The 26279-nt window shown below is 49.5% G+C and carries 19 protein-coding genes and 1 riboswitch; of the genes, 7 read left to right on the top strand and 12 right to left on the bottom strand.

The genetic code is table 11. The annotated features are described in order from the left end of the window. Positions 1-58: 58 nt before the first annotated feature. The 5 genes from JUB14_RS24325 to JUB14_RS24345 form a co-directional block, all read right to left on the bottom strand. Positions 59-955: an MBL fold metallo-hydrolase gene (locus JUB14_RS24325; RefSeq protein ID WP_207509467.1), complete on the bottom strand. Its 897-nt coding sequence runs from the start codon at positions 953-955 to the stop codon at positions 59-61. 132 nt (positions 956-1087) lie between these two features. Next, the gene (gene metK / locus JUB14_RS24330) at positions 1088-2368 is read right to left on the bottom strand and encodes a methionine adenosyltransferase (protein WP_207509468.1); all 1281 of its coding nucleotides are present in this window, start codon (positions 2366-2368) and stop codon (positions 1088-1090) included. A gap of 79 nt (positions 2369-2447) precedes the next feature. After that, positions 2448-2559, bottom strand: a riboswitch (SAM-I-IV-variant riboswitch). Positions 2560-2626: 67 nt separating this feature from the next. Next, positions 2627-3787, bottom strand: a complete 1161-nt coding sequence (locus JUB14_RS24335; RefSeq protein ID WP_207509469.1) for a lycopene cyclase family protein — start codon at positions 3785-3787, stop codon at positions 2627-2629. 137 nt (positions 3788-3924) lie between these two features. Then, positions 3925-4803: a lipoyl synthase gene (gene lipA / locus JUB14_RS24340; RefSeq protein ID WP_207509470.1), complete on the bottom strand. Its 879-nt coding sequence runs from the start codon at positions 4801-4803 to the stop codon at positions 3925-3927. A gap of 105 nt (positions 4804-4908) precedes the next feature. Then, positions 4909-5667, bottom strand: coding sequence for a hypothetical protein (locus tag JUB14_RS24345; protein ID WP_207509471.1), 759 nt, complete (start codon positions 5665-5667; stop codon positions 4909-4911). Positions 5668-5815: 148 nt separating this feature from the next. On the opposite strand from JUB14_RS24345, the gene JUB14_RS24350 reads away from it, so the two are divergent. Continuing rightward, on the top strand, positions 5816-6244 hold the full coding sequence (locus JUB14_RS24350) for an OsmC family protein (protein WP_207509472.1): 429 nt from the start codon (positions 5816-5818) through the stop codon (positions 6242-6244). A 58-nt stretch (positions 6245-6302) separates the two neighbouring features. Here JUB14_RS24350 and ytxJ read toward each other — a convergent pair whose 3' ends face one another. Both ytxJ and JUB14_RS24360 read right to left on the bottom strand, forming a co-directional pair. After that, positions 6303-6659, bottom strand: coding sequence for a bacillithiol system redox-active protein YtxJ (ytxJ, locus tag JUB14_RS24355; RefSeq protein WP_207509473.1), 357 nt, complete (start codon positions 6657-6659; stop codon positions 6303-6305). An 82-nt stretch (positions 6660-6741) separates the two neighbouring features. Further along, positions 6742-7125, bottom strand: coding sequence for a hypothetical protein (locus tag JUB14_RS24360; RefSeq protein ID WP_229368228.1), 384 nt, complete (start codon positions 7123-7125; stop codon positions 6742-6744). A gap of 83 nt (positions 7126-7208) precedes the next feature. Here JUB14_RS24360 and JUB14_RS24365 point away from each other — a divergent pair, with 83 nt between their 5' ends. Further along, on the top strand, positions 7209-8471 hold the full coding sequence (locus JUB14_RS24365; RefSeq protein WP_229368231.1) for a 3-deoxy-D-manno-octulosonic acid transferase: 1263 nt from the start codon (positions 7209-7211) through the stop codon (positions 8469-8471). Between the two features lie 25 nt (positions 8472-8496). Here the strand turns inward: JUB14_RS24365 and JUB14_RS24370 are convergent, their stop codons facing one another. Further along, positions 8497-9720, bottom strand: coding sequence for an ROK family protein (locus JUB14_RS24370; protein ID WP_207509474.1), 1224 nt, complete (start codon positions 9718-9720; stop codon positions 8497-8499). Positions 9721-10082: 362 nt separating this feature from the next. On the opposite strand from JUB14_RS24370, the gene rsgA reads away from it, so the two are divergent. Together rsgA and mce are read left to right on the top strand one after the other, a co-directional pair. Further along, positions 10083-10994, top strand: coding sequence for a ribosome small subunit-dependent GTPase A (gene rsgA, locus JUB14_RS24375; protein ID WP_374757832.1), 912 nt, complete (start codon positions 10083-10085; stop codon positions 10992-10994). A gap of 61 nt (positions 10995-11055) precedes the next feature. Beyond that, positions 11056-11472, top strand: coding sequence for a methylmalonyl-CoA epimerase (mce, locus tag JUB14_RS24380; protein WP_207509476.1), 417 nt, complete (start codon positions 11056-11058; stop codon positions 11470-11472). Between the two features lie 21 nt (positions 11473-11493). On the opposite strand, the gene tamL is transcribed toward mce, so the two are convergent. The 3 genes from tamL to JUB14_RS24395 form a co-directional block, all read right to left on the bottom strand. Next, positions 11494-13854 (bottom strand): translocation and assembly module lipoprotein TamL, encoded by a 2361-nt coding sequence (tamL, locus tag JUB14_RS24385; protein WP_207509477.1) that lies wholly within the window; start codon positions 13852-13854, stop codon positions 11494-11496. Then, positions 13851-18788 (bottom strand): translocation/assembly module TamB domain-containing protein, encoded by a 4938-nt coding sequence (locus tag JUB14_RS24390; RefSeq protein WP_207509478.1) that lies wholly within the window; start codon positions 18786-18788, stop codon positions 13851-13853. The genes tamL and JUB14_RS24390 overlap by 4 nt, the downstream gene beginning before the upstream one ends. 70 nt (positions 18789-18858) lie before the next feature. Next, positions 18859-19593 carry a hypothetical protein gene (locus JUB14_RS24395; RefSeq protein ID WP_207509479.1) on the bottom strand — a complete coding sequence of 245 codons (735 nt, stop codon included), beginning with the start codon at positions 19591-19593 and terminating at the stop codon, positions 18859-18861. Positions 19594-19909: 316 nt separating this feature from the next. Between JUB14_RS24395 and JUB14_RS24400 the strand changes: the two genes are divergently transcribed. Continuing rightward, the gene (locus tag JUB14_RS24400) at positions 19910-21283 is read left to right on the top strand and encodes a cystathionine beta-synthase (RefSeq protein ID WP_207509480.1); all 1374 of its coding nucleotides are present in this window, start codon (positions 19910-19912) and stop codon (positions 21281-21283) included. A 91-nt stretch (positions 21284-21374) separates the two neighbouring features. On the opposite strand, the gene JUB14_RS24405 is transcribed toward JUB14_RS24400, so the two are convergent. Further along, positions 21375-23804 carry a TonB-dependent receptor gene (locus JUB14_RS24405; protein WP_310586193.1) on the bottom strand — a complete coding sequence of 810 codons (2430 nt, stop codon included), beginning with the start codon at positions 23802-23804 and terminating at the stop codon, positions 21375-21377. 257 nt (positions 23805-24061) lie between these two features. Between JUB14_RS24405 and JUB14_RS24410 the strand changes: the two genes are divergently transcribed. Both JUB14_RS24410 and msrB read left to right on the top strand, forming a co-directional pair. Then, complete coding sequence (locus tag JUB14_RS24410) at positions 24062-25702, top strand: beta-N-acetylhexosaminidase (RefSeq protein WP_207509481.1); 1641 nt, start codon at positions 24062-24064, stop codon at positions 25700-25702. 124 nt (positions 25703-25826) lie between these two features. Continuing rightward, positions 25827-26267 (top strand): peptide-methionine (R)-S-oxide reductase MsrB, encoded by a 441-nt coding sequence (gene msrB, locus JUB14_RS24415; RefSeq protein ID WP_207509482.1) that lies wholly within the window; start codon positions 25827-25829, stop codon positions 26265-26267. Positions 26268-26279: the final 12 nt, after the last annotated feature.

Below are 26279 nucleotides of genomic sequence, written 5' to 3' on the forward strand. Positions count from 1 at the left end.
AACAAGTACCTATAATCAGAAAAGGCCGGCAAGTTGCCGGCCTTTTCTGATTATCTAGTTAAGCTTTTGATAGTTCATCATAAGCAGCCCCTAGGCTGCGCTCTATACCCTGCCCCTGCATGTAGGTCACTCCCGGTATGCTTGTGGCTTTCATAACCTCATCCTTCGACTTCCCGGCTTTAATCTCGCTACCGACAAAAGTGACCAGCTTCTCAAGAAAGTCTTTAAACTGCCTGATTTCTTCCTTGCCACCCGTGATCTTCTCCGGATCAAAGGCGTGGCCAAATACGAACAGCGTCTTGTTATCAAAGGTCTTGAGCGTCTGGTCCAGTACTTTTACCCAGTTGGTCACACTGGCTCCGGCGGTCATATCGACAAAGGGATAGCGGCCGTTGAAGAGCAGGTCACCCATATGGGCTATGTTAGCATTCTCAAAGTGGATGATGCTGTCGCCGTTAGTATGGCCGGGACCGAAGTAGTACATCCGTATGTTTTCGCTGCCCAGCTTTTGCTTCCAGGTATCGGTAAAGGTCACGTCCGGGAGTAGCTGCTTATCTAAGGAGTTTTGCTTCTGGGCTACTTCCCTTTGGTTCTGGAGGGAATTTTGATGGGCTACTACGTGCTCCGCCAGCCCTTTAAAAGCAATGTTGCCTCCCGAGTGGTCGCCGTGGTGGTGGGTGTTGATCAGGTATTTTATTGGCTTATCTGACTTCTCTTTCAGAGCATTAATCAGATGCTGCGACTGCTCCGGAAACTGAGAGTCTACGACGGCTATACCCTGCTTATTGATGAGGTAAGCAATGGTGCCGCCGCGTTCGGTAAAGATGCCTACGCCCTCGCGCAGGTCTTTCATTTTGTAAGGATCTTCGGCGAGTATACCTGCCATTAGTTCTTTACTGCTAAGCATAGCGCCCAGACTCAGGGCTGTAGTTTGGAAGAAATGTCGTCTGTGCATAGGGAACAGGTGAAAAGTGATAAACGAAAAGCAGGAGGCTATTCACTTAAAAGTAAGCATTAGTAGGATACATAACTAGAAAGGCCGCTCAATTTTGAGCGGCCTTTCTAGTTATAAGAAAATAGCTAACAGCTACAGTTCAAACGTTTCTTTAATTTGATCCACGAAGTCGAGCTTCTCCCAGGTAAACAGTTCTACTTCTACCTCTTTTTCGGAGCCGTCAGCCCCCTTGAATTTCTTCTTTACTACTTCATTCTTACGTCCCATGTGACCATAGGCAGCAGTTTCAGAATAGATAGGGTTACGGAGTTTGAGACGCTGCTCGATAGCGTAAGGACGCATATCAAAGATCTCACCAATCTTCTGGGCTATTTCTCCGTCAGTCAGCGATACTTTGGAGGTACCTTTAGTGTCGATGAACAGACCACAAGGCTTAGCTACCCCGATGGCGTATGATACCTGTACCAGTACTTCGTCGCAAAGGCCGGCGGCTACCATGTTCTTAGCTACGTGACGGGTCGCGTAGGCAGCGGAACGGTCTACCTTTGAGGGATCTTTACCGGAGAAGGCACCACCACCGTGGGCTCCTTTACCACCGTAGGTATCTACAATGATCTTTCGGCCAGTCAGACCGGTATCGCCATGGGGTCCACCGATCACAAACTTACCGGTAGGGTTGATATAGTAGGTAATTCCGTCGGTGAATAGCTGCTGCAGTTCAGCTGGCAACTGATCTTTTACCCGTGGAATAACAATATTTATGATATCCTCTTTGATCTTGGCCAGCATAGCCTCTTCGCCGTCAAAATCATCGTGTTGAGTCGATACTACGATCGTATCAATGCGCTGAGGTACGTGGTTGTCGCTGTACTCAATCGTTACCTGTGACTTGGCATCAGGGCGCAGGTAAGGCATCAGCTCGGGTTCGTTATTACGAATGTTTGAGAGCTCCTTCAGGATCTTATGAGCAAGGTCCAGCGCCAGCGGCATGTAGTTTTCGGTTTCGCGGGTAGCGTATCCGAACATCATACCCTGATCACCCGCTCCCTGAGCGTTGGCTTTGGCTTCAAAGTCTTCGTTCTCCACCTTACGATCTACCCCCTGGTTAATGTCTGCACTCTGGTCATGAATAGCCGACAGTACTCCGCAGGAGTTCGCCTCAAACATGTATTCGCTCTTGGTATAGCCAATCTTACGAATTACGTCGCGGGTAATTTTCTGAACATCCAGGTAGGTGTTGGTTTTTACTTCACCGGCCAGTACCACTTGTCCGGTTGTAACGAGGGTTTCGCAGGCTACTTTACTGTTCGTATCCCAGGCAAGAAAGTTATCGATGAGGGCATCCGAAATCTGGTCGGCTACTTTGTCCGGGTGTCCTTCCGAAACGGACTCCGACGTAAATAGATAAGGCATAAGTATTCGTTAATGTAGTGATTTATAAAGAACTGGTTTGAATATATTACTAATTACAGTGACCAGATAGTAGGCGGGAGAGGTGAACGTTGTTTGACCTGGCCGTTATTCAGGCAAGGCCCGCATCGTTCGTTACCACCGTGGCGCTCTGACTCGGTTGGCGCTTCCGCCGAAGCTTCTGGATGCAATGTACAAAATTGAATTATTTCGGGAATATAACCAAAAGATATACAGTAAATCAAAGAGAATCTCTACTAATTAGATTCGCTTGACCAGGGCATGGATCATGCCGCGGGTAAAAGCTCCCAGTGGGACGGTAGACATAATACGCAGATCGTCTACCAGGTGGGTATCTTCATCCAGAAAAGCCAATAGCCGGGGTGTGGGGTTACGCTTGTACAACCGCGTAAATACTTTCTTGCCCGGGTACCGGTTGTACAGGAGTACATTAAGTAGCGTGCTATCCAGGAGTCCCTTGAAGAATTGCCGTAGGGTCTTCTTGGGGCGTACTGGTGCTCCTACCGTCAGCAGCTGCCCTACCAGTTGCTGGGTAAAGCGCTGGGTCCGGTTGAAGGCATAGCCGGTGGAGGCTTTGACGTAGCCGCCGGAAGTACCAATACGTATCACGTACTTCTGGTCCTTATCGTCGGCCGGTTCGTCGGTCATGGGTATTACGCCAAACTCTTCGTGTTCAATGGTAAAGTCCTCGATCTTCAGGTAGTCACGGATGTAAGTATGAAGCTCCGCATCATACTCGGCCGGCGGTAGTAACTTATCCGAAAACAGGGTATATTCGACCAGTGCCCGGTGGGCGTCAATGGGCAGTACATACCCAAAGCGTACACCTACGCCATTCTGCTCCACGCGATAGTCCATCATGATGGGGCAGTCAGGGTTAAACGTTGCATGGGGGGTAGTAATCTCCCAACCTTTGAAGTGCTGGAGCATGTTGTGCCGCTCTGGATTGTCGAGCTTGAGTGGTGTGACACTGTCAAAAACGTAGTCGGCAATAAACTGTCCCTGATCAGTAATGACAAACCCACCGTTGGCCGTGTCCCTGATCCGCTCAATAGTAGCGGTCAGAAATGTAATGTTAGGGTTGGTACGTAGGTCGTTCAGGACGAAGTCATAGAAGTCGATGCCACGGATCCACTTATAGATGTAATCGCCTAAATCGAGTGCTTTGGCAAAGTTACGGGCTCCGTAAAAGTAGACTTGGTTCCAGCTCCGGTATACGATCGGGTCGAAGGCGTGGTTGCTTCCTTTTTCCCAGAAACACCAGGTTCGGTCATTCTTAGACTTGGCCTCTTTATCAATAATCAGGATTGATTTGTTGCGTAGGATTGATTGATTGATATGATAAGCCAAGCTGAGTCCGGCCAGTCCGCTTCCTGCTATTATGTAGTCGTATCGTTTCATGAAGCCTCCGGTCCCCGGGGAGGAGTAGTAGTTTGTGATGAATATCAAAAGAAGAGCCTTGCCATGGATTGACAAGGCTCTTCTTTTGATACAACCTCTATAATTCTATGTATGTTTTCGGCAAAAGGCACCGAAACTTATATCGGTACGTTGACGTGACGCTCGGCGTGGTAGCTTGACCGTACCAGAGGTCCTGACTCCACGTACTTAAGCCCCCGCTTCAGGCCTTCCTCACGGTACAGCTCAAATAGCTCCGGCGTGATCCACTCGATCACTTCGTGGTGCATCTTGGTAGGTTGCAGGTACTGGCCCAGCGTCAGGATATCCAGCCCGTGCTCTACCAGGTCATCCATCGCCTTAAATATTTCTTCTTTGGTTTCACCCAGACCCAGCATAATACCTGACTTAGTACGCTGGCCAAAGTCTTTGGTACGGCGGATCTGCTCGAGACTGCGGGCGTACTTAGCCTGCGGGCGTACCCCACGGTATAGTCTTTCGACAGTTTCCATGTTGTGTGATACTACTTCCTGACCGGCTTCGATCATACGGGTAAGAGCCACCCAGTTCCCCTTGACATCCGGAATCAGGGTTTCAATGGTAGTCTCAGGACTCATCTCCTTGACCATCTTCACGGTCTGGTACCAGATTTCGGCTCCACGGTCTTTTAGCTCATCCCGGTTTACAGAAGTAAGTACGGCATGCTTCACACCCATCAGCTTGATGGCCTCCGCTACGCGACGAGGCTCGTCCGCATCGTACTCAGTAGGACGACCCGTAGCCACGGCACAGAAGCTACAGCTGCGGGTACACACATTACCCAGTATCATAAAGGTAGCGGTGCCGGCTCCCCAGCATTCACCCATGTTAGGGCAGTTACCGCTTTCGCATATGGTATGTAGCTTATAGTTATCTACAAGTTGACGTACACGCAGATAGTCAGGCCCGGACGGCAGCTTTACGCGCAGCCAGTCGGGGCGCTTTTTGCGTTCAGAGGGTATTACAGGTAATTCAATCATATCAGCAGTCACTATTAGTAAGGAGGTAGTCAACGGGTTCTATACTACCCTCTTTTATTGTTTTAATATAAATAACCCTACGGGTTACAAAGGTAGTGATACTTCCTATTTTTTGTTGCCAAAATAGAGCGTTACATAGCCCGAGGTAAAGAAGCTACGGTTCTGGGCAAAGGGCATAATGATAATTTTACGGGTAAAGGCTTCGGTTAAAAATCCAATTTCCAGACCGGTCATGTTATCACGGAAAGCGCTCAATTCAAAGCTGAGGGCGGTCTTAAGGTGAAGGCCAGGGACTATGCTGGTCTTGTCGAAGCCCTGGAAGAAGCTACCTGAGCCCACAATAAGCTCAGTTTGCGCGTGTTTTATCTCATCATAAGGCTCGGAGACAATCACACCGGGTCGGCTCTGGAACTGGATGATATACGGCTTTTCAAGACCAATAGAGGGACCAGCCGCTACAATACCACTGATAGAGATACCTTCGTCAGCGTGCCTGTTGAAGAACATTATTTCCCGACCATACTCAGGACGAAGTACAAAGAGATAGTTTTTCTTACCGTAGGTGAAGCGGGAGCCTGTAATGAAGTTCTGCGAGGCGATCTCCTTCGGATGCTTTACGTTGACCAGCTCCAGAGCCAGGTACCTAAACTGGTGCTTTCCTTTCAGAAGCGTGGGTAGTGCTTTGGAGTGGCGATATACAAATCCGCCCAGAATGCCGGAGTTGGTATTGGTAGTAATTCCTATCGACGAAACGGAGTTGTAAACTTCTTCTTCGGCCTCGGGATCGGTGCGTCGCTGGGCCCATGATTCTGTAATGAGTAGCAGAGTCAGAGCACCTGCCAGAATATATTTGAAGCGATTCATACGTAAAGGTTTGTAGACATACATCAAGCACCGGTACTACATGTTGTGGTAAGTGAAAATAGGAACTTTTATCCTAATTTCTACTCGTGAGGTACCTCTTTAACTGTTTTTTGTAAATTTATGTTCTTATAACGAAAAAACTTGCCAAATGCCTACAATCAAGACCGAATACTTGGGTGAACTACGTACTGAAGCGACTCACCTTCAGTCAGGAACGGTAATCATCACGGATGCGCCCACTGACAATCAGGGTAAGGGTGAGGCTTTCTCACCGACTGATCTGGTAGCCGGAGCTCTGGGTAGCTGTATGATCACCATTATGGGTATTGCTGCCCGTCGTGATGGGATAGATCTTAAAGGCTCGGAAATGGAAATAACCAAAGGTATGTCGGCCGATGCTCCCCGTCGGATCGCGCGGGTAGAGGTAAAGCTGATAATGTTGACTGATCGTGAGATATCGCCTGAGGAGCAGGCCCGGCTGGAACGTGCGGCTCATACCTGTCCGGTGGCGCTTAGTCTGCATCCGGATATCGAGCAGGCGGTGGAGTTTGTCTGGAATGTAGCCGAGAAAGCATGATAAATAAGAAAAGGCCGGATCCAGATCCGGCCTTTTCTTATTTATAGCATATACTATCTTAGGCTGCTTCAAGGGCACTCACCTGCTCTTTGATCGTGTCAAAGCTGATATCAAAGTGAGAAGCGTTATATACGCATTCTCCACGGTTGATGAGGAGTATCTGGGGAGATTCGTGATCGACTGAGAACTCCTGCGCAATCTTATTGGACAAAGAACGGAAGCTGAGCAGGTCCAGATAGTATGGTTTTACACGGCTAATCTCTTCTTTTTTCCAGTTACGCTCCAGCCGGGCCCAGGCTGTAGCACTTATGGAGCAGCGGGTGCTGTGTTTAAATATTAGTACCGGGCGCTCATGCGATTCCTGCTTTATAGCTTCCAGCTGGGCTTCGGTGTCAAGTGGTGTCCAGTTATTCATAACTATATATAATTGGTTGTAGTACTCGGATCAGAGAGTAGATTGTACTCCTATACAAACCCTAATACCTTACCATAAAGTTTCATTTGCTGTGATCATGACGGGCAGTGATATGGCGGGTATCCAGCTTCTTGATCATCTCATGCGACAGGCTGTCGCCATATACACCATAGGCGTCAACCAATGTACCCTTCAATCCGGATTTTGATTCGATGGCGTAAAGGATAGCCATATCAGATGGATTGGTAGGACCCTCAAACCGGTAAACATCTACGATCTTAAACTCCTCAGGAGAAAGAGTAAGCGGCTTACCATCCTCAAAAAACTCAATGGCATGTGATGTTAGGTTAAAATCGTACTTGTAGCCTCTCTCTTTGAGCTCATTAAGTACCTCTGACATAGTATCCATTTTGTTGTATGACTCCATGCCATCCTCGTTGGACTGATCATTTGCTCTGTTGTCCATAGCTGTATTTGTTTATATTAGGTTTAGAGACTAGAAATAGTAAATCTGCGTAGCTTTGCAGCGAGATCTAATAGTGTAATTCATTGAGTGCTTTCTTATATCAGTTGTCCATCCGGACCTATTCGTTTTTAATGCATATAGTAGCCTGGTTTCATCCCAAAGCCAGGCTGTGGGTACAGGGCCGGAAGGGGTTACTACAACGGCTGGCTGATGACCTGCCTGTGCGGATCGGGCAACAACCGGTAGTCTGGTTCCATGCTGCCTCACTGGGTGAGTTTGAGCAGGGGAGGCCGGTGATAGAAGCCTTCCGGGAGCAGTATCCACAGTATTTTATCCTGCTCACATTTTTCTCTCCTTCAGGGTATGAAGTGCGAAAAAATTATGCCCTTGCTGACTACATCTGTTATTTACCTGTAGATACACCTCAGAATGCCCGTCGTTTTGTAGAAATTACTAAACCGAAATTTGCCTTTTTTATTAAATACGAGTTTTGGTACAACTATCTGCGCGAACTTCGGCGGAAGGAGGTGAATATTCTGTCCTTTTCGGCCATATTTCGGCCTCAGCAGCTATTTTTTAAGTCATACGGGAATTTCTATCGGGATATATTGAGGTACTTCGACCACATTCTGGTGCAAAATGGGGAATCAGAGGCGCTTTTACGTTCTATAGGCCTCCAGCAGGTGACCCTGGCGGGTGACACCCGCTTTGATCGGGTGAAGCAAATTGCCGAAGCTGCCCGTGAACTGCCCGAGATCGCTGCTTTTGTAAAAGATTCACCTTGCCTGGTAGTAGGGTCAGCCTGGGATGCTGATATGCAGGTACTCATTCCATTCCTGAATTCAGTACAGGTACCTCTTAAAGTCATTATAGCTCCCCACGAGATTCATAATGAAGAGATAGAACGGTGGCGACAGCAGCTGACACAGCCATCCCTACGCTACTCAGCCTATGTATCCGATGGGGGAGTAGCCCCCGAGCATACCCAATGCTTATTCATAGATAACGTGGGTATGCTGTCGTCGCTGTACCGGTACGGACACTTGGCATATGTGGGGGGAGCCTTTGGCACAGGACTACACAATATATTAGAGGCCGCTACATTTGGAATGCCCGTATTTTTCGGAAATCGGAAGTATCAGAAGTTCCAGGAAGCGGTAGACCTGATCGGAATGGGCGGTGCGCAACCGGTGCAGAATACGGAAGAGCTCCGGCAGTATATGCAACCTCTCCTGCAGGACTACACGCTGCGGCAGCAAAAAGGAGAAACTTGCCGCCAGTACGTACTGGCACGCACTGGCGCGACAAGTCAAGTAATGAGTGAGGTGGAGCAGTATATGCGTTGATTACTGCTCTATGAACGATGATATATTAAGCGAACTCCTTCACTATTAGGTGCTCGAACAGGTGCGCCTGCGTACCCAGCAGTCGGGCCTTGGTACCGAGCTGTGATATACGAATGGAGAGACTGCTCTTAAAATCAGACAAGCAGTACTTGTTTATGGCCTGTTCGATAGGATTAGAGATAAAAGGTCCCGCATCGGCCAGCACGCCACTTACAATGATTATTTCGGGATTGAATAGGTGTACGGCGGTGGCAAGTCCCTTGCCGAGTTCGGTACCTACGTTGCTGAGCAGGTCAATCGAGAACTCATCTCCGGCGTGGGCGGCCTCAATGACATGATGCGTATGAAGTGCTTCAATATCGCCCTGAACCATTTGAGGTAGTATACTTACCCGTCCGGCTTTAATCCCATCCTGCGCCTGACGAATAAGGGCCATGGCTGACACCACCGTATCCAGGCAGCCTATCTTACCGCAGTGGCAGAGCATGCCATCCGGCCGGACCTGTATGTGTCCCAATTCACCGGCGTAGCCCGAAGCTCCGTTAAATACCTCTCCGTTTAGCAGTATCCCCAAGCCTATCCCCCAGTCACTGTTGATGGTCAGGACGTGTGACTTCTCTTTAGCCAGACCAAAGCGGTGCTCACCTATGGTGGTAGCACGGGTGTCGTTGATGAGGCAGATAGGTCGCTGGAAGTGCTCCTGGATGCGATTGGCCAGGGGCTCACCGGGCTTAGTCAGACTCAGGTAAGTCTGGTTGACTCCGTACTGAGTGTTAATCAGACCTGGCATAGATATACCTATTCCCCAGAGTCTGTCCTGACGGATGTCGTGGTCTTCCAGGAAGTTATCAGTTTCGGTAAGAAGACTATTTAAAAACGTAGAGGTGTCGTCAAGCTTAAGATCAATCTGGCGTTTTACAACAAGCTGGTTTTTTAGGTCAAAAATAACCAGCTGCGTTTCGTGCCGGTTTATATCCATGATCAGGGTCAGGTACTTATGTGGGTTGAGGCCATAAAGTACCGGAGGTCGGCCAGCCCGGGCAGGACCTGTACCCGTCTCGATCATCCACCCTTCCCGTATGAGTTCGTTGACAATAGCAGTCGCCGAGGGAATACTGGCGTGGAAGAGACGGGCCATTTTGTTGATGGATGTATCTCCCGACTGGAATAGCTCTAGTAGTAGGTTGCTTCGGAGGCGATTTTTACGAATATCAATAACGGAACTAGGCTCCTCTGAAATAGAAGTCATGGGGTTAGTGGCTAGCGGTGGTAAACCATGGAATTATAAGCAGTAAAGTTTTTCAGTTCTACTACTTATTGTCAAGCAATATATGTAAATAAGACATTTAAAATGTACATCTACTTTAACTGACACTAAATTAATTAATTTTATTTATAAATTATTAAAGGCTTATTAATAAATTTAATTTAAGGTGGTGGTTACCAATTGAAATCGCTTCTAAAGAAATGTGAATGGTAACTAGTAAGCAAGGAAGATGCCATGAATAGAGAGGTATGATTTTGATAGGAACTTCTCTATCTTCGTTGGAGTATTAATGGAAATTTTTGCGTAAAAAAATAGATCAAATCGGTTTGAAAGAAGGATTAGTAATGCGCTCCACGGGCTCGTGGTACGATGTACGGGACAAAGAAGATGGCCACGTATGGAAGTGCCGGCTGAAGGGGAAATTTAAGATTAGGGATCTAAAGGTAACCAACCCTATAGCCGTAGGAGACCGTGTGCAGTACGATATAGAAGATGAGGTAGAGAACACGGGTATCATACTGGATATACTGCCGCGGGATAACTACATCATCCGTCAGTCGGTGCACAAGACAGCCCATTCTCACCTACTGGCTGCCAACGTAGACCAGGCTGTCCTGATCGCTACGCTTGTTTTTCCGCGTACTTCCCTTGGGTTCATTGACCGTTTTCTGGTTACGGCTGAGTCGTTCCGGATACCGGCGGTACTGATATTTAACAAGCAGGACCTGCTCAATGACGAGGCTAAGGAATTTCAGCAGGAGCTGATGGATCTTTACGAGAGTCTGGGGTACCGCTGCCTTACCACAACCGCTATAGATAGGGAAGGACTAGATGAGTTTGCGCAGTTACTGGACGGAAAGATATCTCTGCTGTCGGGACACTCGGGGGTAGGTAAGTCGTCACTGGTTAATGCCATAGCGCCCGACCTGGATCTGCGTACCCAGAATGTTTCTACCTTTGCTAATAAAGGGGTACATACTACTACTTTTGCCGAAATGTTTGAACTGGGCCCCGATACCTATTTGATCGATTCCCCCGGTATCAAGGAGCTGGGGCTGGCAGATATGCAGCCAAGCGAAATCAGCCACTACTTACCCGAGATGCGGGAGCGCCTTAATGAATGTCGCTTTCATAACTGTCTGCATGTGAATGAGCCGGGCTGCGCGGTCAAGGATGCGGTAGAGAACGGGGAGATTGCCATAAGCCGGTTTGAGAGCTACCTGAGTATGCTGGGCAACCAGGACAATCGGAAGTAAACTCCTGTCAGTACACGTACCTTATCTACCTACTACTTTAACTATACGCTTATAGCCTGCTATGCTGACCAACGTTGAACATATTGGTATCGCGGTAAAAAGTCTTGCCGCATCGAACGAGCTTTTTACGAAGCTCCTCAACGCGGCTCCTTATAAGCAGGAGGCCGTGGAGTCAGAGGGGGTAAGTACTTCTTTCTTCAAAGTAAACCAGACCAAGATCGAGTTGTTGGAAGCTACCCGGGAGGACAGTGCCATTGCTAAGTTCATTGACAAGAAGGGAGAGGGAATTCACCACATTGCCTTTGAGGTAGAGGATATACAAGCCGAGATGGAACGCCTGAAGCAGGAAGGCTTTGTACTACTCAACGAAACCCCCAAACCCGGAGCTGATAACAAACTGGTCTGCTTCCTGCACCCCAAAGGTACCAACGGAGTACTGGTAGAGTTGTGTCAGGAGATCCGGCAGAAGGCCGACTAAACAGCTGCTATTTACCCCTGCTTAGAATGGGTAGGCTATTCCTATGTTCAGCACCAGGTTTTCCTGGCGCCAGGCTTTACTCCGCAGATTGATCTCATCAAACACCCACGGGTTTCGCTGTTCCTGCCGGTTGGGGTTAGTATACCAGGGCTTCCTGAACGGCGTAGCCAGGTCGAGCCGGAGTACCAGGTAGGTGAAGTCCAATCGCAGCCCCAGTCCACCTCCAATAGCTACTTGCTTATAAAAATCTTTGGAGAATACTGTCTCTGGTGGGTAGAAGCTATTGATATCGTACCGGTAGTTCCAGACGTTACCGGCATCCACGAAGGCGGCTCCCTCAATGATGGAAGTAATATCAAAGCGCAGTTCCGTGTTTACTTCCAGCCTGATGTCTCCAAAGGAATTATTACCAAAAATAGCTCGGGTAACGGAGTCGGCATGGTAGGTACCGGGGCCCAGGGTACGGGCCCGGAAGGCGCGTATGCCCGTACTACCACCAGCAAAGTACTGCTTGAACTGGGGTAAAGCCAACGAGTTACCATACGGTATACCCAAGCCTCCAATGAAGCGGTTGGCCAGGCGCATCTTAGGCGTCAGGTCCAGGTAGTAGCGTACCTCTCCGTCAAACCGCGCAAACTGCTCGTAGGGGATATCTAGAATCTTTCCTCTTACACCCGACTCCTGATCGCCGTTGCGGACCAGCAGACCCGCCAGGTTACCCGCCAGATTGATGCCCCCATTGAGCAGGAACCGGTGCCTGGTGTAGGGCTTGGGAGTAGGGTGGTACGAAATAGTATACAGCGACTCGAGGATGAGCCGGTTCTCAGTTATTCGGATAAAGCGCAGAATGTCTTGTGGGTTCCTACTATTAAATATGGAATCAACAAAGGCTTCCGTGATATTGGTAGGGCGGATCAGGTTAATGCCAAAGGGAGTAAGTGAGTGCTCCACTTCGGAGTTACGCTGCCACACGTACCCCCACTGGGTACGGGCGGAAGTCTGGGTGTATAGGCCCTTCTGTCTGAGCGTTTCGTAGGCGGCAGTAAGTACTGTTTTGGGGAGAGCCTGGTTAGCTACGGGGTCATACTTGAAAAAAGGAATAAGAAAGCGAGGGAATGATAGCTCTGCCTGATTATTGAATCGAACGAAGTCATTGCCCAGGTTGCGGCTTCCCCCCCCTACCTGAAAGTCAAGACCGAGGTTGCTGCTTATGCGTAGTTGTTCGGCTCCGCGGAAGGTATTGCGGTTACTCCAGGTCAGGCTCAACTGGGTACCGGCCAGGTTATTGGACTTGGTAACACCGCTGAGCTCACCCCGTAATGATTTCTTCTGGAGAGGAGTAAGGTAGTAATACACATTCAGCAGCGCTGAGTCGGCACCCGTTACCAGCTCAAAACGGTTCTTGACGAACTTAAAGTTGCGTAGGTTGGTGAGCCGGGAGAGTGATATATCGTGCATCTCGCTGTTGTAGCGCATGCCACTCTGGAATCCGATGGCATCATCGAATATGCGGGATTTAAAACTATTCTGCTGGTCTACTATGTACAAGCCGCGGCGCTGGCGTGCCTGGGTGGGCAGTGTATCCGGCGTCAGGGCATCATAGTCGGTATAGACATAGATATCATTAATATAATACTGCTTAAGGGCGGTTTGTGGGGTAGTAAGTTTGGGTTGCAGGAACAGATTTACCTTATGATCACCAATTGTTGAATCAACTTCAATAATGAGGTAGTCCGGGCTGAAGTAGTAGTAGCCCTTGGTCTTCAGAGCCCGGTCGATGCGTTGGCGTTCGGTTTCGATGACATCAAACCGATAGGGATCATTCACCCGAAGAAACGTTTTCTCTTTGGTAGCCAGCAGGTTTTTGCTGAACTCACTACTGTCATGAACTACAAAGTTGATGTCATTAACGAAATAGCGTGGTTTGACATACGCTGTATATTGGGCTTCAACCGTTCTATTTTTTTTCTCGACCAACTTCCCCTCGGCAGTAGACCTGAAGTAGCCGCTATTAGCCAGGTAGGCCTCCATGATTTGGGCATTGGTAACTACTACCCGCTGACTGGCATAGACAGGGGGTTCTCCCAGCTTTTTGCGAAACCAGCTTCGAAATCCTTTTTCACGCTTAGGCTCACCGATAACATAGTAAAGCCACACCTTATAAGGAAATCCAAACAGGGTTTTGTTGGGATAGGGGCGTAGCAAACCTTCTAACTGGTCTTCCAGCCCTGACACCTGAGTACGGGCGGCCGAATCAGGTACTACTTTCACACTTCCTCCTACGTACAGGCTTTCGTTGGCTGGTACATAACGACTTATAGAGCAGCCCCCCAAAAGCAAACCTGTCAGAACGATGAGTATATAGTGTGTAATAAGTCTCATTTTTTATTCTTTTGAAACAACTCAAGGAACTGGTTGTAGTCCAGATTCACGATAAAGCTGATACCAGTTTCGATAATGAATCCTTCCAGAACCGCCTGGTACTGATTCTTCCGGTAGGCTCGTACCAGATAACGACCATCTTTGGTAAGGGCATAATTGACAGCCACGTTGTCAAACACCTCGTTGGAGGCGGGGCCGGTCGTTGTATTTTCCAGTTCGAAGTTACGGCCAACCGACACTGTAAGTCGGTCGTCGAGGAAAGCCCGGCTAAGACCTACATTAAGATCAGTACGGGCACCGGCGCCTTCGGCGGTGGAGTTCAGGTCAAAATTAAGGTTTACCCCCTGAACAAAGTTAGTAGCTAGCATATTGAGCTGTTCGCTGAGTAGCTGACTTACACTCTGGCGGGCAATCGCCTCGGCATTGAAGCCTGATGAACTGCTGGCGGTCTGCTCGCCCATGAACCGGTTCAGTACCAGCAGCGCAAATACTTGCTTGTTCATTTCGGCGGGGTTGTTTTCCAGCTGAGCCAGCAGGTTCTCATTTCTGATCTTTTCGGCATCATCTTCATTAACCTGCGACGATACGTCAATACCAAAGCTGATGATGGGGTTGGTCAGGCTACCCTGCATTTTTAGGAGTACATCCAGTGGTACCTTTCCTTTTATGTCGGTGGGGCCGAGAGGACTCAGATCAGCATTGACTGTATACACCGCCGTAATATCAACCTCTGCCTTCATGGGGTCGCCGGTCCATAGTAGCTGGCTGCCCTTCTGGATTGTAAACTGTCTTTTTAGTACCTGGAAGGTCAGGTCATAAGAGCCCTGAGTAAGTTCATAAAGTCCCAGCAGGTACAGCTGACCATTAGGGGCAATACCCGTATTGAGCTGCGCGTTACCCCGTACCTGGAGGTTATCACCGTTCAACTCATCTATAATAATAGTTAGTTGTGATTCGTCGGTGGCCTCTATGTTCAATGACAATTCTGATGCAAAGTCTACCTGTACCCCGGTATTGGTTTCTGTTGAGTCAGCCTCGGGCTGATCCGGATTGCTTTTATCTACGAACCGGACAACGCCTTCGGTAGACTGCGCTCCCGCGGCATCGTCGGGCAAAATAAGAGAAATGTTGCTGCCCGGCTGGAGCCTGACCGTACCGTCAATGATCGATTCAGTACCAACGCCCTTTACATTAATATGAGCGTCAATGGCACCATTACCATACACCATTTCATTGTCAGTTCTCCGGGCATTCAGTACTATGAAGTTGGTGGCGTCGATGGTCAGGTTATAGGCTACATTGGGAATGTTTTTGATATTGACGTTTCCGTTGACCTCCAGGTTGTGGTTAAGCGAATCATTAACTACAAAGTTGTTGAATATAATCTGCTGGCCACGAAGCTGGATCTGCTCCTGATTGATGCGGTAGCGGGTTCCCAACTGGGCCAGCTCAAAAGCCAGACTATCGAACCCAATTTCACCATTCAGAAGCGGACTTTCGGTACTACCTCGTATGGATACCTGACCTACCAAAGCTCCACTGCTCCGTCGTATCTGCTCAAAGCTGAAAGCCTCGATGGTCTTGGCACCTAACCGCTGTATGTTCAGGTCAAAGTTCAGTGGGGTGTTAGACTCCAGCTGATAGAAGCCTGTTAGTTTTACGTCGTTCTGCTGGCTTTGCAGACTGGCATCTACCGTAATGCGGTTAGCTGTTTCGTTGGTGGCATGTACATCCAGATCACCAATAGGGATCTGCATGAAAGAAAGATTATTGACGAGGAAGTCTCCCGTAAAAGCGGGAGTTTCCATGTAGTTGCTGAGCAGGATATTACTGTTAAGGGTACCCGAAGCCAGGGTAGTATCTTGGGTGGCAAGAGCTACAAACTGACCAATCGCCAGGCTATCAGCTATAATGCGGAGGGGACCATTAGGTTGGTCGGTGGTGGAATTAATGACCAGTTGCTGATCTGATCTGCGGATGGAGAAGTCCTGAACCAGCAGGCCATCGGGACCGTATTGCACATAGCCGGTAGAGTCTGTATTCCAGGGCTGGTAGTCCAGCAGCAATCCTTCGCGCAGATGAAAACGATACTGTTCATTAGTATACGCAAGCCGACCTGATATCGCATGCCGGTTGTCATCAGTGGAGTCTTTTACGGCAAAGTCAAAGAGCAGGTTGTTATTAGTCACCGTACCGTCTATAAATGCCCGGCGCACTCGGAACCCATCATAGAGTAGCTGTCCCACCTGACCCGAGAAAGCTGCTTCCCCATCTACTCCGGCTACATCCATCGAAACGTTTTCCACCCGGATGGTATCGTACTCCACCAGCGGGACAACCAGGCTCATTCGAAGCGTTGTATCAGTCTGGTTGCTGATACGGCCCGCGAGCTGTGCGGTTTCCAGTGTGGTTAGTTCGGGGACGAATGTTTGTATGGCCGGGTGATTGGCTACGCTGGCCCGGATCTGAATATTGTAAGGAGTTGTAACAGGAGTATAAGCCGTATCCGCTACATTGAAGTACTTATTGACTTCGGTCATGACGATATCACCCAACTGCGGGTAGCTAAACTCCCCACTCATCCGGGCCTTCATGAAGGGGGAATACAGAATAGCTTCCCGTCCGCCTTCGCCTGGATTGTTTTGGAGTAGCAAGTTCAGGCTATCAATACTGATAGGTGTTCCATCATTGTTAATGACAAGCTGATTGGCACTGATCACTCCGAGCGGATTTTCTGGGTTGGTGGAAGTAAGATCCACGTTGATCCGACCGGCCAGACTTATATTTTCAGAGTACAGATTCAGCGGCTGCAGATTCAAGCGTTCGACCACGGCATTGGCCTGTACGGTAGGGTACTCCTCCGAAATATCGGCATTGGCCGTAATATCCAGCGCGATGTTCTGATCCTGAATACTGGCTTCAAAGTCTGCCTTTCCCTGGTTGATGCTACCCGTCAGAGTCAGATTATTGTACTCGTACCCTTTGATACTGGCACTCTGTACGGTACCATCTACGCGGGCCTGCATCGTAGCCGGATCAAATCCCTGGCCCTGTAACTGAGTATTGAGCGTAAGCTTACCGAGTTCCTGAGGAGGCTGCTTGAGCAGCTTACCCATGTCAAACTCGTTGAAGCTGAGTTGGCCATTGTAGCGAGCCTGCTCGGGATTAGTAGCATTTTTGATATTTCCGTCAAAGGAGCCATTACCCAGCGAAGAGGTAAGGGTGGCGTCCATGGTAAGGTTTTCAAGTGTACCCCGTACCTGCCCCGTCAGGCCCACCTGCTCAGGTAGCTCAATGGAGGTAGGTACTGAGCCATCAGGAATCATCTGCAGGAGGTCTGACCGGGTAGATGACAACTGCCGGATGTTTACATCCAGCGCCAGCCGGTCGGGATCGGGTAGGCCTCTTATGCGGCCCTGCAGGGCTAGACGAGTACCTTCCAGGGTGCGGAAGTCAGCCTCCGAAATCAGCAGGTTATCAACGGTACCAGTGATAAGTCCGGTACCGGCAATATAGGCATTGGGATTTTTACTAAAGGGAGGTACCCCGGCCATATCAGGTACCAGGGCTATAATATCGCTGTACGCCAGGCGGCTGTTCTGGATCTGGAGGCGTACCTGCACATTACCCAGGTTTTCGGTGAGCTGTTCCTGGCTCTTATACCGTAGTACCAGCTCATCGCGGAGTATGGACTTGGGAGTCTTCAGGTACAGATCACGCAGGTAGGTTTCCTTGGCCGTATAGCCAAACGAGGTACGTAGCTCCTGCAGGGTAAACCCGCTTTGCTCCTGGAAAGACATCTGCTCCAGACGTCCCGAAATGTTATCAGGAGCAAAGACAAAGTCGGTAAGGTTGGTATTCAGGTTGCGGACTTCCAGGTGCGCGTAGTCAAGACCTTTGGGCTGGCGTGGCTCGTTAAAATCATCGTACATCAGCGCGTTGTTGACTAGCTTGATCTGACCTACCCGTACGTTCCAGTCGGCGGATGCACTGGTGTCGGCAGGAGTAGCCGGAGCTGGCTCCGGAGAAGATTTACGAGCAGGCTGTGCGGCGTATTCTACAAAGGCGGTGGTGTTCTCAAGGAGTATATTTCTAAGATCAGCCTGCTGGCTGCCCATGTAGATATTGTTGACGTGTCCTTCCAGCCGTCCCAGGCTCACGCCGTTTTTAAGGCCAGATGTTTCATCGGTAAAGTCCCATTTCAGGTTACGGATGCTGATATCCCCCAGTTTGATGTCGAGGGAATCGGCGGGGTCTGCAGGAGTAGCAGGAGCAGGCTCAGCGGTAGGCGTGGCCAGGGCTTCGTACATACGTAAGTTAGCCCGGGCTCCATTCATGGTTATTTGTGTAGGGTGGTACTGCGACTTGGTCGGATTAAACGCCTCAAACAAAACCTGAGCCGTGTTAATTTCGGCCTCAGCATCTGTACCGATGACAGCATCCCGATAGGTTAGATACACACGTCGGAGATTAAGCTCATCAAGCCGCATTTCGAGTGGAGTTGCAGCCGTATCCGCCGGAGTAGGAGGGGCATCGGTCACAAAGGCATCCACCACAAACTGAAAGTTAAAGGTAGTATCGGGCAAAGTTCGGTTGATCTTAGCCCGGATGCCTTCCAGTTCCACCTCGTTGATACCTACACGACCCTTAATGAGGCCTATCATGTCCAGATTTACATAAAGCCTGTCTCCGGCAATGAGGGTATCACCTTGCTTGTCTTCAATGTATACTCCTTCCAGTGTAATCCAGTCAGGAATGTCAAACCGTATTTTATCAATATCAACCCGGGTCTGTAGCTTCTTGCGTAGGTATGAGTTAGCTTGCCTGGTAAGAAAGTTCTGTCCGGCCGGGGTTTGCAGACCCCAGAACAGCGCTCCCACCAGCACAATGAGAACTATAAAAATTATAGCCAGTACATTTACAGCTTTTCTCATACACTATACTAACCCCGTACTCATCCGGATAGATGGGAGTACGGGGGGAATGGGTCAATAGGTGGTGCTTTTATCGTTTAAAATATTCCTGATCAATGGGTTTGTTGACATTGAGAGAAGTAGTTACCGTTACTGCTCTTTTGTCTTTAGTATTGGTTTCTATCGCCGTGGCCGGGTATACAATCCCGTAGTCAGACTTCTGATAATTGGAATAATCTATGACTACTTCCTCACCGGGGATTATCCTTTTCTGCCTTACCAGCAAGCCGGTAGCATCATCAAAGTAGAGGTTGTACCGGGCGCCTTTGCTCTGTAGCTCCACCTGATTTACCTGCTTTCCATTGAGTGTTTCCTGACCTACATAATTAGCGACAAACCCCCTGTTCTTGTATTCGATGAAGGGTACCAACAGGTCGTACATCTCCAGACGCATGGTACTCTGTTCTCCCTGGCTCAGGTCCTTTACCTGGTAGTTAGCTACCTTGTCATAGCTGCCAAGTGGTATTTTCAGCCATCCTTCGTTTCCTTTAACAGCATAGACAAAGTTACGTTTCAGGATGATTTTGGCTTTATGCATAGCCTTATCCGGCAGAGATACATATACTTCAGCGTCGTAGTCAGCGGAGGAGTTGGAGCGATAGGAACGCTTCATCGAATAGGACTTCAGGCCCTCCCAAAGGTCCTCGCCTCCGGTGGCCTCATAATACTTGTTAAATACTGAATCAACAGAAACTTTGGTGGCCTGACCAAATGATAAAGTGGTCGCCAGTACAAAGGCAGTTACTATTCCTAATAAATTTTTCATGGTTTTTGTTTTAGCTAAAGTTATTATACCCATCAACAGATCACAGAAAAAGTACCTATGATTTGTCTATAAAACGTGTACAAGAGTAGCTATCGTTCATTGTGAGGTAATATCTCTACTATATACTACTAGTAGTGGCAAAAATTGTTCCAGCCAATTTCCAGAAGCCTTTTCGTAGCTCATTGAGACTGAGTAGAAATGAATGAGGGGCAGGGGGCTAGGCCAGGCAGGAAGAAAAGCACAGGCTGCCTCTAACAAGAAGTACTCTACAAAAGTTAGAAAAGTATGAAGAGTACAACCATAACTCAACAGCTCTATGCATTACTACAATTCAATTATAGATACCATTGGTAATACCCCTTTGGTGAGGCTGCACAAAGTGACCAAAGGAATCAAAGGTACTATACTGGCCAAAGTAGAGTACTTCAATCCGGGCAATTCGGTCAAAGACCGGATGGCCGTCAAAATGATTGAAGACGCCGAAAGGGACGGGGTACTTAAGCCTGGTGGTACCATCATTGAGGGTACCAGTGGTAATACTGGGATGGGACTGGCACTGGCAGCCATTGCCAAAGGCTATAAATGTATCTTTACCATGGCCGATAAGCAGTCGCAGGAAAAGATCAATATCCTGCGCGCGGTAGGAGCCGAAGTGGTGGTATGCCCTACCAACGTCGAACCCGACGATCCACGCAGCTACTACTCCGTAGCCCGTAAGCTCAATCAGGATATTCCTAACTCATTCTACCCAAACCAGTACGATAATCCTTCCAACTCCATAGCTCATTACGAAACAACGGGGCCGGAGATATGGCAGCAGACGGAGGGACAAATCACGCATTTTGTGACTGGAGTAGGTACCGGTGGTACCATCAGCGGGATCAGCAAGTTCCTCAAAGAGCAGAAGCAGGATGTATTTACCATCGGCATAGACACCTACGGCTCAGTATTCAAGAAATATAAGGAAACGGGGGTCTTCGATGAAAAAGAAATATTCCCCTACCTGGTGGAGGGGATCGGTGAAGACATCCTGCCCAAGAACGTAAACTTTGATGTTATAGACCATGTCATCAAAGTGACCGATAAGGACTCGGCAATTATGACGCGGCGCCTGGCCCGTGAGGAGGGACTATTTGTGGGATGGAGCTGTGGCTCGGCGGTACACGGAGCGCTGGAGTACGCCCGTGAGCACCTCACTGACGATGACGTCATGGTCATTATCCTGCCCGACCACGGTACCCGCTACCTTAATAAAGTGTACAACGATACCTGGATGAAAGACCACGGATTCCTGGAGCGGAGCTTTGCCACGGCGCGCGATATAGTCCATCGAAAGAAAGGTCAGGCTAAGCTGCTGACGGTCTCGACCGGTACCAAAGTAGGGGAGGCCATCAGCCTGCTCAACCGCGAAGGTATATCGCAGATACCCGTGCTGGATGGCAGCGGCGACGTAGTAGGTAGCCTGACCGACTCGGTGATCCTGCACCGCCTCATCGAAAACCCGGAGGTACGGCAGCAGAGCGTAGAGGAGGTGATGGATAAGCCTTTCAAGTTTGTAGCTCTGGATAGTACCGTCGATACCCTGTCGTCGCTGATTGACAGAGAAAATAAGGCACTGCTGGTTCGTGATGAATCCAATGGTGTCCACATCATCACCCAGGCGGACCTGCTGGCCGCGATGACCCAGTAGTTATTTATAAAACGGGTAAAAAAGAAGCAGCCTTAGCTCCGGTCTATACCGACGCTAAGGCTGCTTCTTTTTGTATAATTACTGGTACGGTTTAGGCGTCGTCACTATCTCCACTAGCCGATATCTTGCCAAATTTGTACTGGAAAGTCACCCCTACGTAGCGGTTGGTGCGCTGCCATAGTGAGTTCTGCGCGTACGTATCGGTCCGTAGCTCACTCTTATACATTCGCGATAGCAGGATATCCTGCATGTTGAATGACAGCGTAGCCTTGCGGTCCAGCAGGTCTTTACGAATACCCATGTTGGCAACAAACACTCCCTGACGGGTACCCTGGGCAATAGCGCGGGGACCATCGTAGTTGAGGTAAGCCGAGGCGCGTACGTCGTAGGGGAGTTGCAGGAATGCGTTAAGGTTGCCCGAGTAGCTCCACGTACGGTTGTCGATATTAGCCGCTCCCGATACTACCTCACTCCGGAATAATCGACCGCTGGCGTTCACTTTTAGCTTCTCGCCCAATTGGTGTGATACGTCCGTCTCAAAGCCGTAGGCCAACTCACGACCTACGTTGGCAAACTGCGTATATGATATGCCCTCATCGTCAATGGTACGGATGCGGGTAATGGCATTGTTGGAGTAATCCACGAATAACGATGGTCCCCAACCACCCTTCTGCTCGTAGTCCGAGTAGCCTACCTCAGCCTTGTGCGTAAATTCAGGGCGCAGGTTAGGGTTACCGGAGCGAATGTTGCGCGGGTCCGATATATCCGTAAAAGGATTCAGCATATCGGCCTGCGGACGCTGTACCCGGCGGCTGTAGTTGAGTTTGAGCTGACGCTCTTCATCCAGCTTACGGGTCAGGGCCAGCGAAGGTACCAGCGTAATGAAGTGAACCGAGAAGTCCTGTCCGCGGCTGATCTGATTGATATACTGCGTAGCGTCAGTCAGTCGCAGTCCTCCGCGTATGCCCCACTCGTCACTCTTTTGGGTAAAGGTGGCGTAGCCGGTATGGATGGCATCGGAGTACCCAAACTCGTTACTGATAGCTTCATCCAGTGTGTACAGGTCCGAAAGCACATCGTAGGTATAGAAAGCATTGTTGCTCTGACGGCTGTTCAGACGGGTACGTAGACCAACCTCCAGGGTAGCCCTGGTCGTAACGGGCCAGGTGTAGTCCGTATTCAGAAACAGGGACTGGCGGTTGTTATCGCGCAGGTTCTGCTGGCGGCGGGCCAATTCTTCGGCATCGCTGCGCTGGTCAAACTCAGAGTACCCGTCAGAGACTCCTTCGGAGTAATTAGCCGTAAAGGTCAGTACGTGGTCATTATCGCTGAACACACGGCGGTAGTCTACATTGGCACTAAGGTTATTACCATCTGAGTTGCCGTTGGCTGTACGGTCAAACTGCTGAATGAGCTCACCGCTAAGTAGGCGCGTTTCGTTGTTGTTAAAGCTGTAATTGAAGTTATAATCCTTAGAATAGTTGATGGAGGCCGAGACGCTGTTCTTCTCGTTGATGTCGTAGTTGACACCCAGTCTACCAAACAAGTTCTGGTTGCGGTCTTTGCCGGTGCCGGTCTGTTCCAGCAGGGTAGTTGTCTCGCCCAGGTAGTTCTCCCGTTCCAGCGAGCGGCGGTACATCCATACCCGTTGCTGTGCATTGCCGGAGGCGCGCAGGCCCCATTTACCGCTCTTGTAGCTGATGTAGCCCGAGGCGTTGTTGTTCCAGTCGTTACCGAGGCTGGCCCGCATGCTGCCGTTGGTACCCCGGATGCGTGTTTTCTTGGTAATAATGTCTATCACTCCCGACGCACCTTCGCCTTCGTACTTGGCCGAAGGAGTGGTCATGACATCGATGCGCTCTATGAGTTCAGCCGGGAAAGACTGCAGTACCGTGGGCAGGTCATTGCCGTAGAGGGTTGAAGGCTTACCATCTATCAGTACGATAACGTTGCCCTTGCCACGCAGCATGGGGTTGCCGTTTTCATCCAGTGATACTGATGGTACTTTCTCCAGTATCTCGCTGGCGTTGTTGCTGGTAGCCAGAAGGTCTTTGCCTACGTTTATAATCTTCTTGTCAATATCATTGACGATCATAGTCTTTTCGCCCCGTACTACTACTTCTTGCAGGCTTTGTACGGCCGATGCCAGTCTGATCACTCCCAAGTCGGTGGTACTGGCTTCGGTAGCTACATTTACATTAGGGACAAATTGTGTATCATAGCCCATCAGGGTAATCCGGATCAGGTAATGGCCGGGAGCTATGTTAGGGATGATAAATACTCCGCTTTCATCGGCGGTGGTACCCGTTACGAGGGTGGAGTCGGTGCGAAGCAGAGCTATGGTAGCAAAGCTTGCTGGTGTATTGGTACTGGTTCCTTCTACTACTTTTCCGATAATCTTACCCTGATCCTTACGACTTTCCCTGATTGGGGGGCGGTTGATACCGGCTACTGCATCGATTGCAGGAGAGGCTAATACCAGCGCGCCTACCAATCCAAAACATCTTAATCCCTTTTTCACAATGTTGTATTTTTATAGTTGGTTACATATTCGCTCCGACCTATACCCGTCTCCAGTCCCTTCTCTCCTATATCTCCTGATGTATACTTGGTTTTGCGTTGTAAAGTTTTTGAGTATATAAGGATAGTTTAACAGAATCTTAACCTGCCGGCGAATGAAAAAATATAAAAAAAGCAAGATGATAGCTTTTTTAAGCAATCTAGGCTTAATTTGAATATATTTTAAAATTTTTTAATAATATTTTCTTTATCTATTCAATGAGACACATTATTACTACTGTGCTCCTCTGCCTTAGCCTGACGGCAGCCTGGGCACAGTACCACATCCTGCCCAAGCCTTCGCAGCTAACACCGGGTAAAGGTGAGCTGGTTATTACCTTCCGGACTACCGTAGGAGCTCCCGCCGATGAGCGCTGGAGTCATGTAGCCCGTATGTTCGCGGATCAATTGACAACGGCCAGTGGGATGAAAGTAAAGACGACGAACGGTAAAGGTACTATCACCTTTCAGCCTTCTAAAGATGCCTCACTGGGGGAAGAAGGATACAAGCTCAATGTAACACCCAGGCAGGTAACTATTGAGGCCAATACTGCCAAAGGTGCTTTCTACGGTATGCAGTCGTTGCTTCAATTGCTGCCCGTAGAGGTATTCAGCCCTCAGCCGGTGAGCGGAGTAAAGTGGACTATTCCGGCGGTGAGTGTAAAGGATGTACCCCGCTACGAGTACCGCGGTATGCACCTGGACGTGGCTCGTCACTTTATGCCCGTTGACTTTGTTAAGAAGTATATCGACCTGCTGGCCTTGCACAAGCAGAACCAGTTCCACTGGCACCTGACCGAGGACCAGGGCTGGCGCATCGAGATCAAGAAGTACCCTAAACTGACCGAAATAGGTTCGAAGCGGAAGGAAACCATGGCAGGTCACTATGGCGATCAGAAGTGGGACGGACAGCCCTACGGCGGGTTCTATACCCAGGATGAAATACGTGAAGTAGTTAAGTACGCGCAGGATCGTTTTGTGAATGTAATACCTGAGATCGAAATGCCCGGCCACTCGCTGGCAGCCCTGGCAGCCTACCCGCAGTACGGTCATAATCCCGATAAGATCTATGAGGTAGGTACTAAATGGGGAGTATATGATGATATATACATGCCCCGCGAGGAGACCTTCCTGTTCCTGCAGGATATCCTGACGGAGGTGATGGGCCTCTTTCCCAGCGAGTACATCCACATCGGAGGCGACGAGGCTCCCAAGAAGCAGTGGAAAGAAAGCCGCTTTGCGCAGGAGCTGATCAAGAAGCAGGGACTGAAAGATGAGCACGAGCTGCAGAGCTACTTCATCCAGCGTATTGACAAGTTTATTACGTCCAAAGGCCGCAAGATGATCGGCTGGGACGAGATACTGGAAGGGGGTCTTTCACCCAATGCCATCGTGATGAACTGGCGGGGTACCGAAGGAGGTATTGCCGCGGCTAAAGAACACCACCAGGCCATCATGACGCCCGGCGGCTACTGCTACCTCGACCACTACCAGGCCGATCCCAAGACCCAGCCCGTAGCGTTCGGTGGCTTCACTGACCTGGCTAAGTCATACTCGTATGAGCCTACCCCTGCGGAGCTGTCGGCCGAGGAGGCTAAGTACATACTGGGTGTACAGGGTAACGTATGGACTGAGTACATGAAAACACCTGCCTATGTGGAGTATATGGTATGGCCACGGGCCGTTGCCCTGGCCGAGGTAGGCTGGACGCCTAAGGATAAGAAAGACTTCGAAGATTTCAGCAAGCGCTGGGATGTACACAAGAAGCGCCTGGACCTGATGAAGGTCAACTACTTTGGCGCTCCGATCAATGACCAGTTTCAGTACCAGTGGCCGCTGAAAAAGGCTGCCAAGAAATAATAGATTGGAAGTGACGCGGAAGGGGAGCTGTCAGGAGGCTCCCCTTTCTGTTTTCAAACCAGATTTGCTAATTGGTTGTTGTGAGTCTAAACCAGTCAGGAATGATAAACCTACCAGTAACGATATGAATTGGAATGACGTGCTGGATTACGCCAGCAAAGGAAATCCTGAACCACCACGCCGGGTGGAACGGACAGAAGAGGAGTGGAAAGGACTGCTCTCGCAAGAAGAGTACTATGTAACACGCCAAAAAGGAACCGAACGCGCCTGGACGGGGGAGTACTGCGAAGCCCATGATCCTGGATTGTACGCCTGTCGGTGCTGCGGTACCCCCCTGTTTGACTCTACCGTGAAGTTTGAGTCGGGTACGGGCTGGCCTAGCTTTACGGAGCCGGTGTCGCAGGATGTGATCAAGTACGAGATGGATACCAGCTACGGCATGCGCCGCGTGGAGGTCATGTGCAATGTGTGCGACTGCCACTTGGGGCACGTGTTTCCGGATGGTCCACCTCCCTCAGGGCTACGGTTTTGTATCAACTCGGTATCTATTCTGAAAAAAGACTAACATCTTACTGGA

This window comes from Telluribacter humicola, from assembly GCF_017355935.1.
GTDB classification, from domain to species: Bacteria; Bacteroidota; Bacteroidia; order Cytophagales; family Spirosomataceae; genus Telluribacter; species Telluribacter humicola.

What these genes read in the sequence shown, in the direction of transcription:
- JUB14_RS24335 (WP_207509469.1), bottom strand. Translation starts at nt 3,787, where the DNA reads ATGAAACGATACGACTACATAATAGCAGGAAGCGGACTGGCCGGACTC.
- ytxJ (WP_207509473.1), bottom strand. Translation starts at nt 6,659, where the DNA reads ATGAATAACTGGACACCACTTGACACCGAAGCCCAGCTGGAAGCTATA.
- msrB (WP_207509482.1), top strand. Translation starts at nt 25,827, where the DNA reads ATGAATTGGAATGACGTGCTGGATTACGCCAGCAAAGGAAATCCTGAA.
- mce (WP_207509476.1), top strand. Translation starts at nt 11,056, where the DNA reads ATGCTGACCAACGTTGAACATATTGGTATCGCGGTAAAAAGTCTTGCC.
- JUB14_RS24345 (WP_207509471.1), bottom strand. Translation starts at nt 5,667, where the DNA reads ATGAATCGCTTCAAATATATTCTGGCAGGTGCTCTGACTCTGCTACTC.
- lipA (WP_207509470.1), bottom strand. Translation starts at nt 4,803, where the DNA reads ATGATTGAATTACCTGTAATACCCTCTGAACGCAAAAAGCGCCCCGAC.
- JUB14_RS24395 (WP_207509479.1), bottom strand. Translation starts at nt 19,593, where the DNA reads ATGAAAAATTTATTAGGAATAGTAACTGCCTTTGTACTGGCGACCACT.
- JUB14_RS24390 (WP_207509478.1), bottom strand. Translation starts at nt 18,788, where the DNA reads ATGAGAAAAGCTGTAAATGTACTGGCTATAATTTTTATAGTTCTCATT.
- tamL (WP_207509477.1), bottom strand. Translation starts at nt 13,854, where the DNA reads ATGAGACTTATTACACACTATATACTCATCGTTCTGACAGGTTTGCTT.
- JUB14_RS24360 (WP_229368228.1), bottom strand. Translation starts at nt 7,125, where the DNA reads ATGGACAACAGAGCAAATGATCAGTCCAACGAGGATGGCATGGAGTCA.
- rsgA (WP_374757832.1), top strand. Translation starts at nt 10,083, where the DNA reads ATGCGCTCCACGGGCTCGTGGTACGATGTACGGGACAAAGAAGATGGC.
- JUB14_RS24350 (WP_207509472.1), top strand. Translation starts at nt 5,816, where the DNA reads ATGCCTACAATCAAGACCGAATACTTGGGTGAACTACGTACTGAAGCG.
- metK (WP_207509468.1), bottom strand. Translation starts at nt 2,368, where the DNA reads ATGCCTTATCTATTTACGTCGGAGTCCGTTTCGGAAGGACACCCGGAC.
- JUB14_RS24410 (WP_207509481.1), top strand. Translation starts at nt 24,062, where the DNA reads ATGAGACACATTATTACTACTGTGCTCCTCTGCCTTAGCCTGACGGCA.
- JUB14_RS24325 (WP_207509467.1), bottom strand. Translation starts at nt 955, where the DNA reads ATGCACAGACGACATTTCTTCCAAACTACAGCCCTGAGTCTGGGCGCT.
- JUB14_RS24400 (WP_207509480.1), top strand. Translation starts at nt 19,910, where the DNA reads ATGCATTACTACAATTCAATTATAGATACCATTGGTAATACCCCTTTG.
- JUB14_RS24370 (WP_207509474.1), bottom strand. Translation starts at nt 9,720, where the DNA reads ATGACTTCTATTTCAGAGGAGCCTAGTTCCGTTATTGATATTCGTAAA.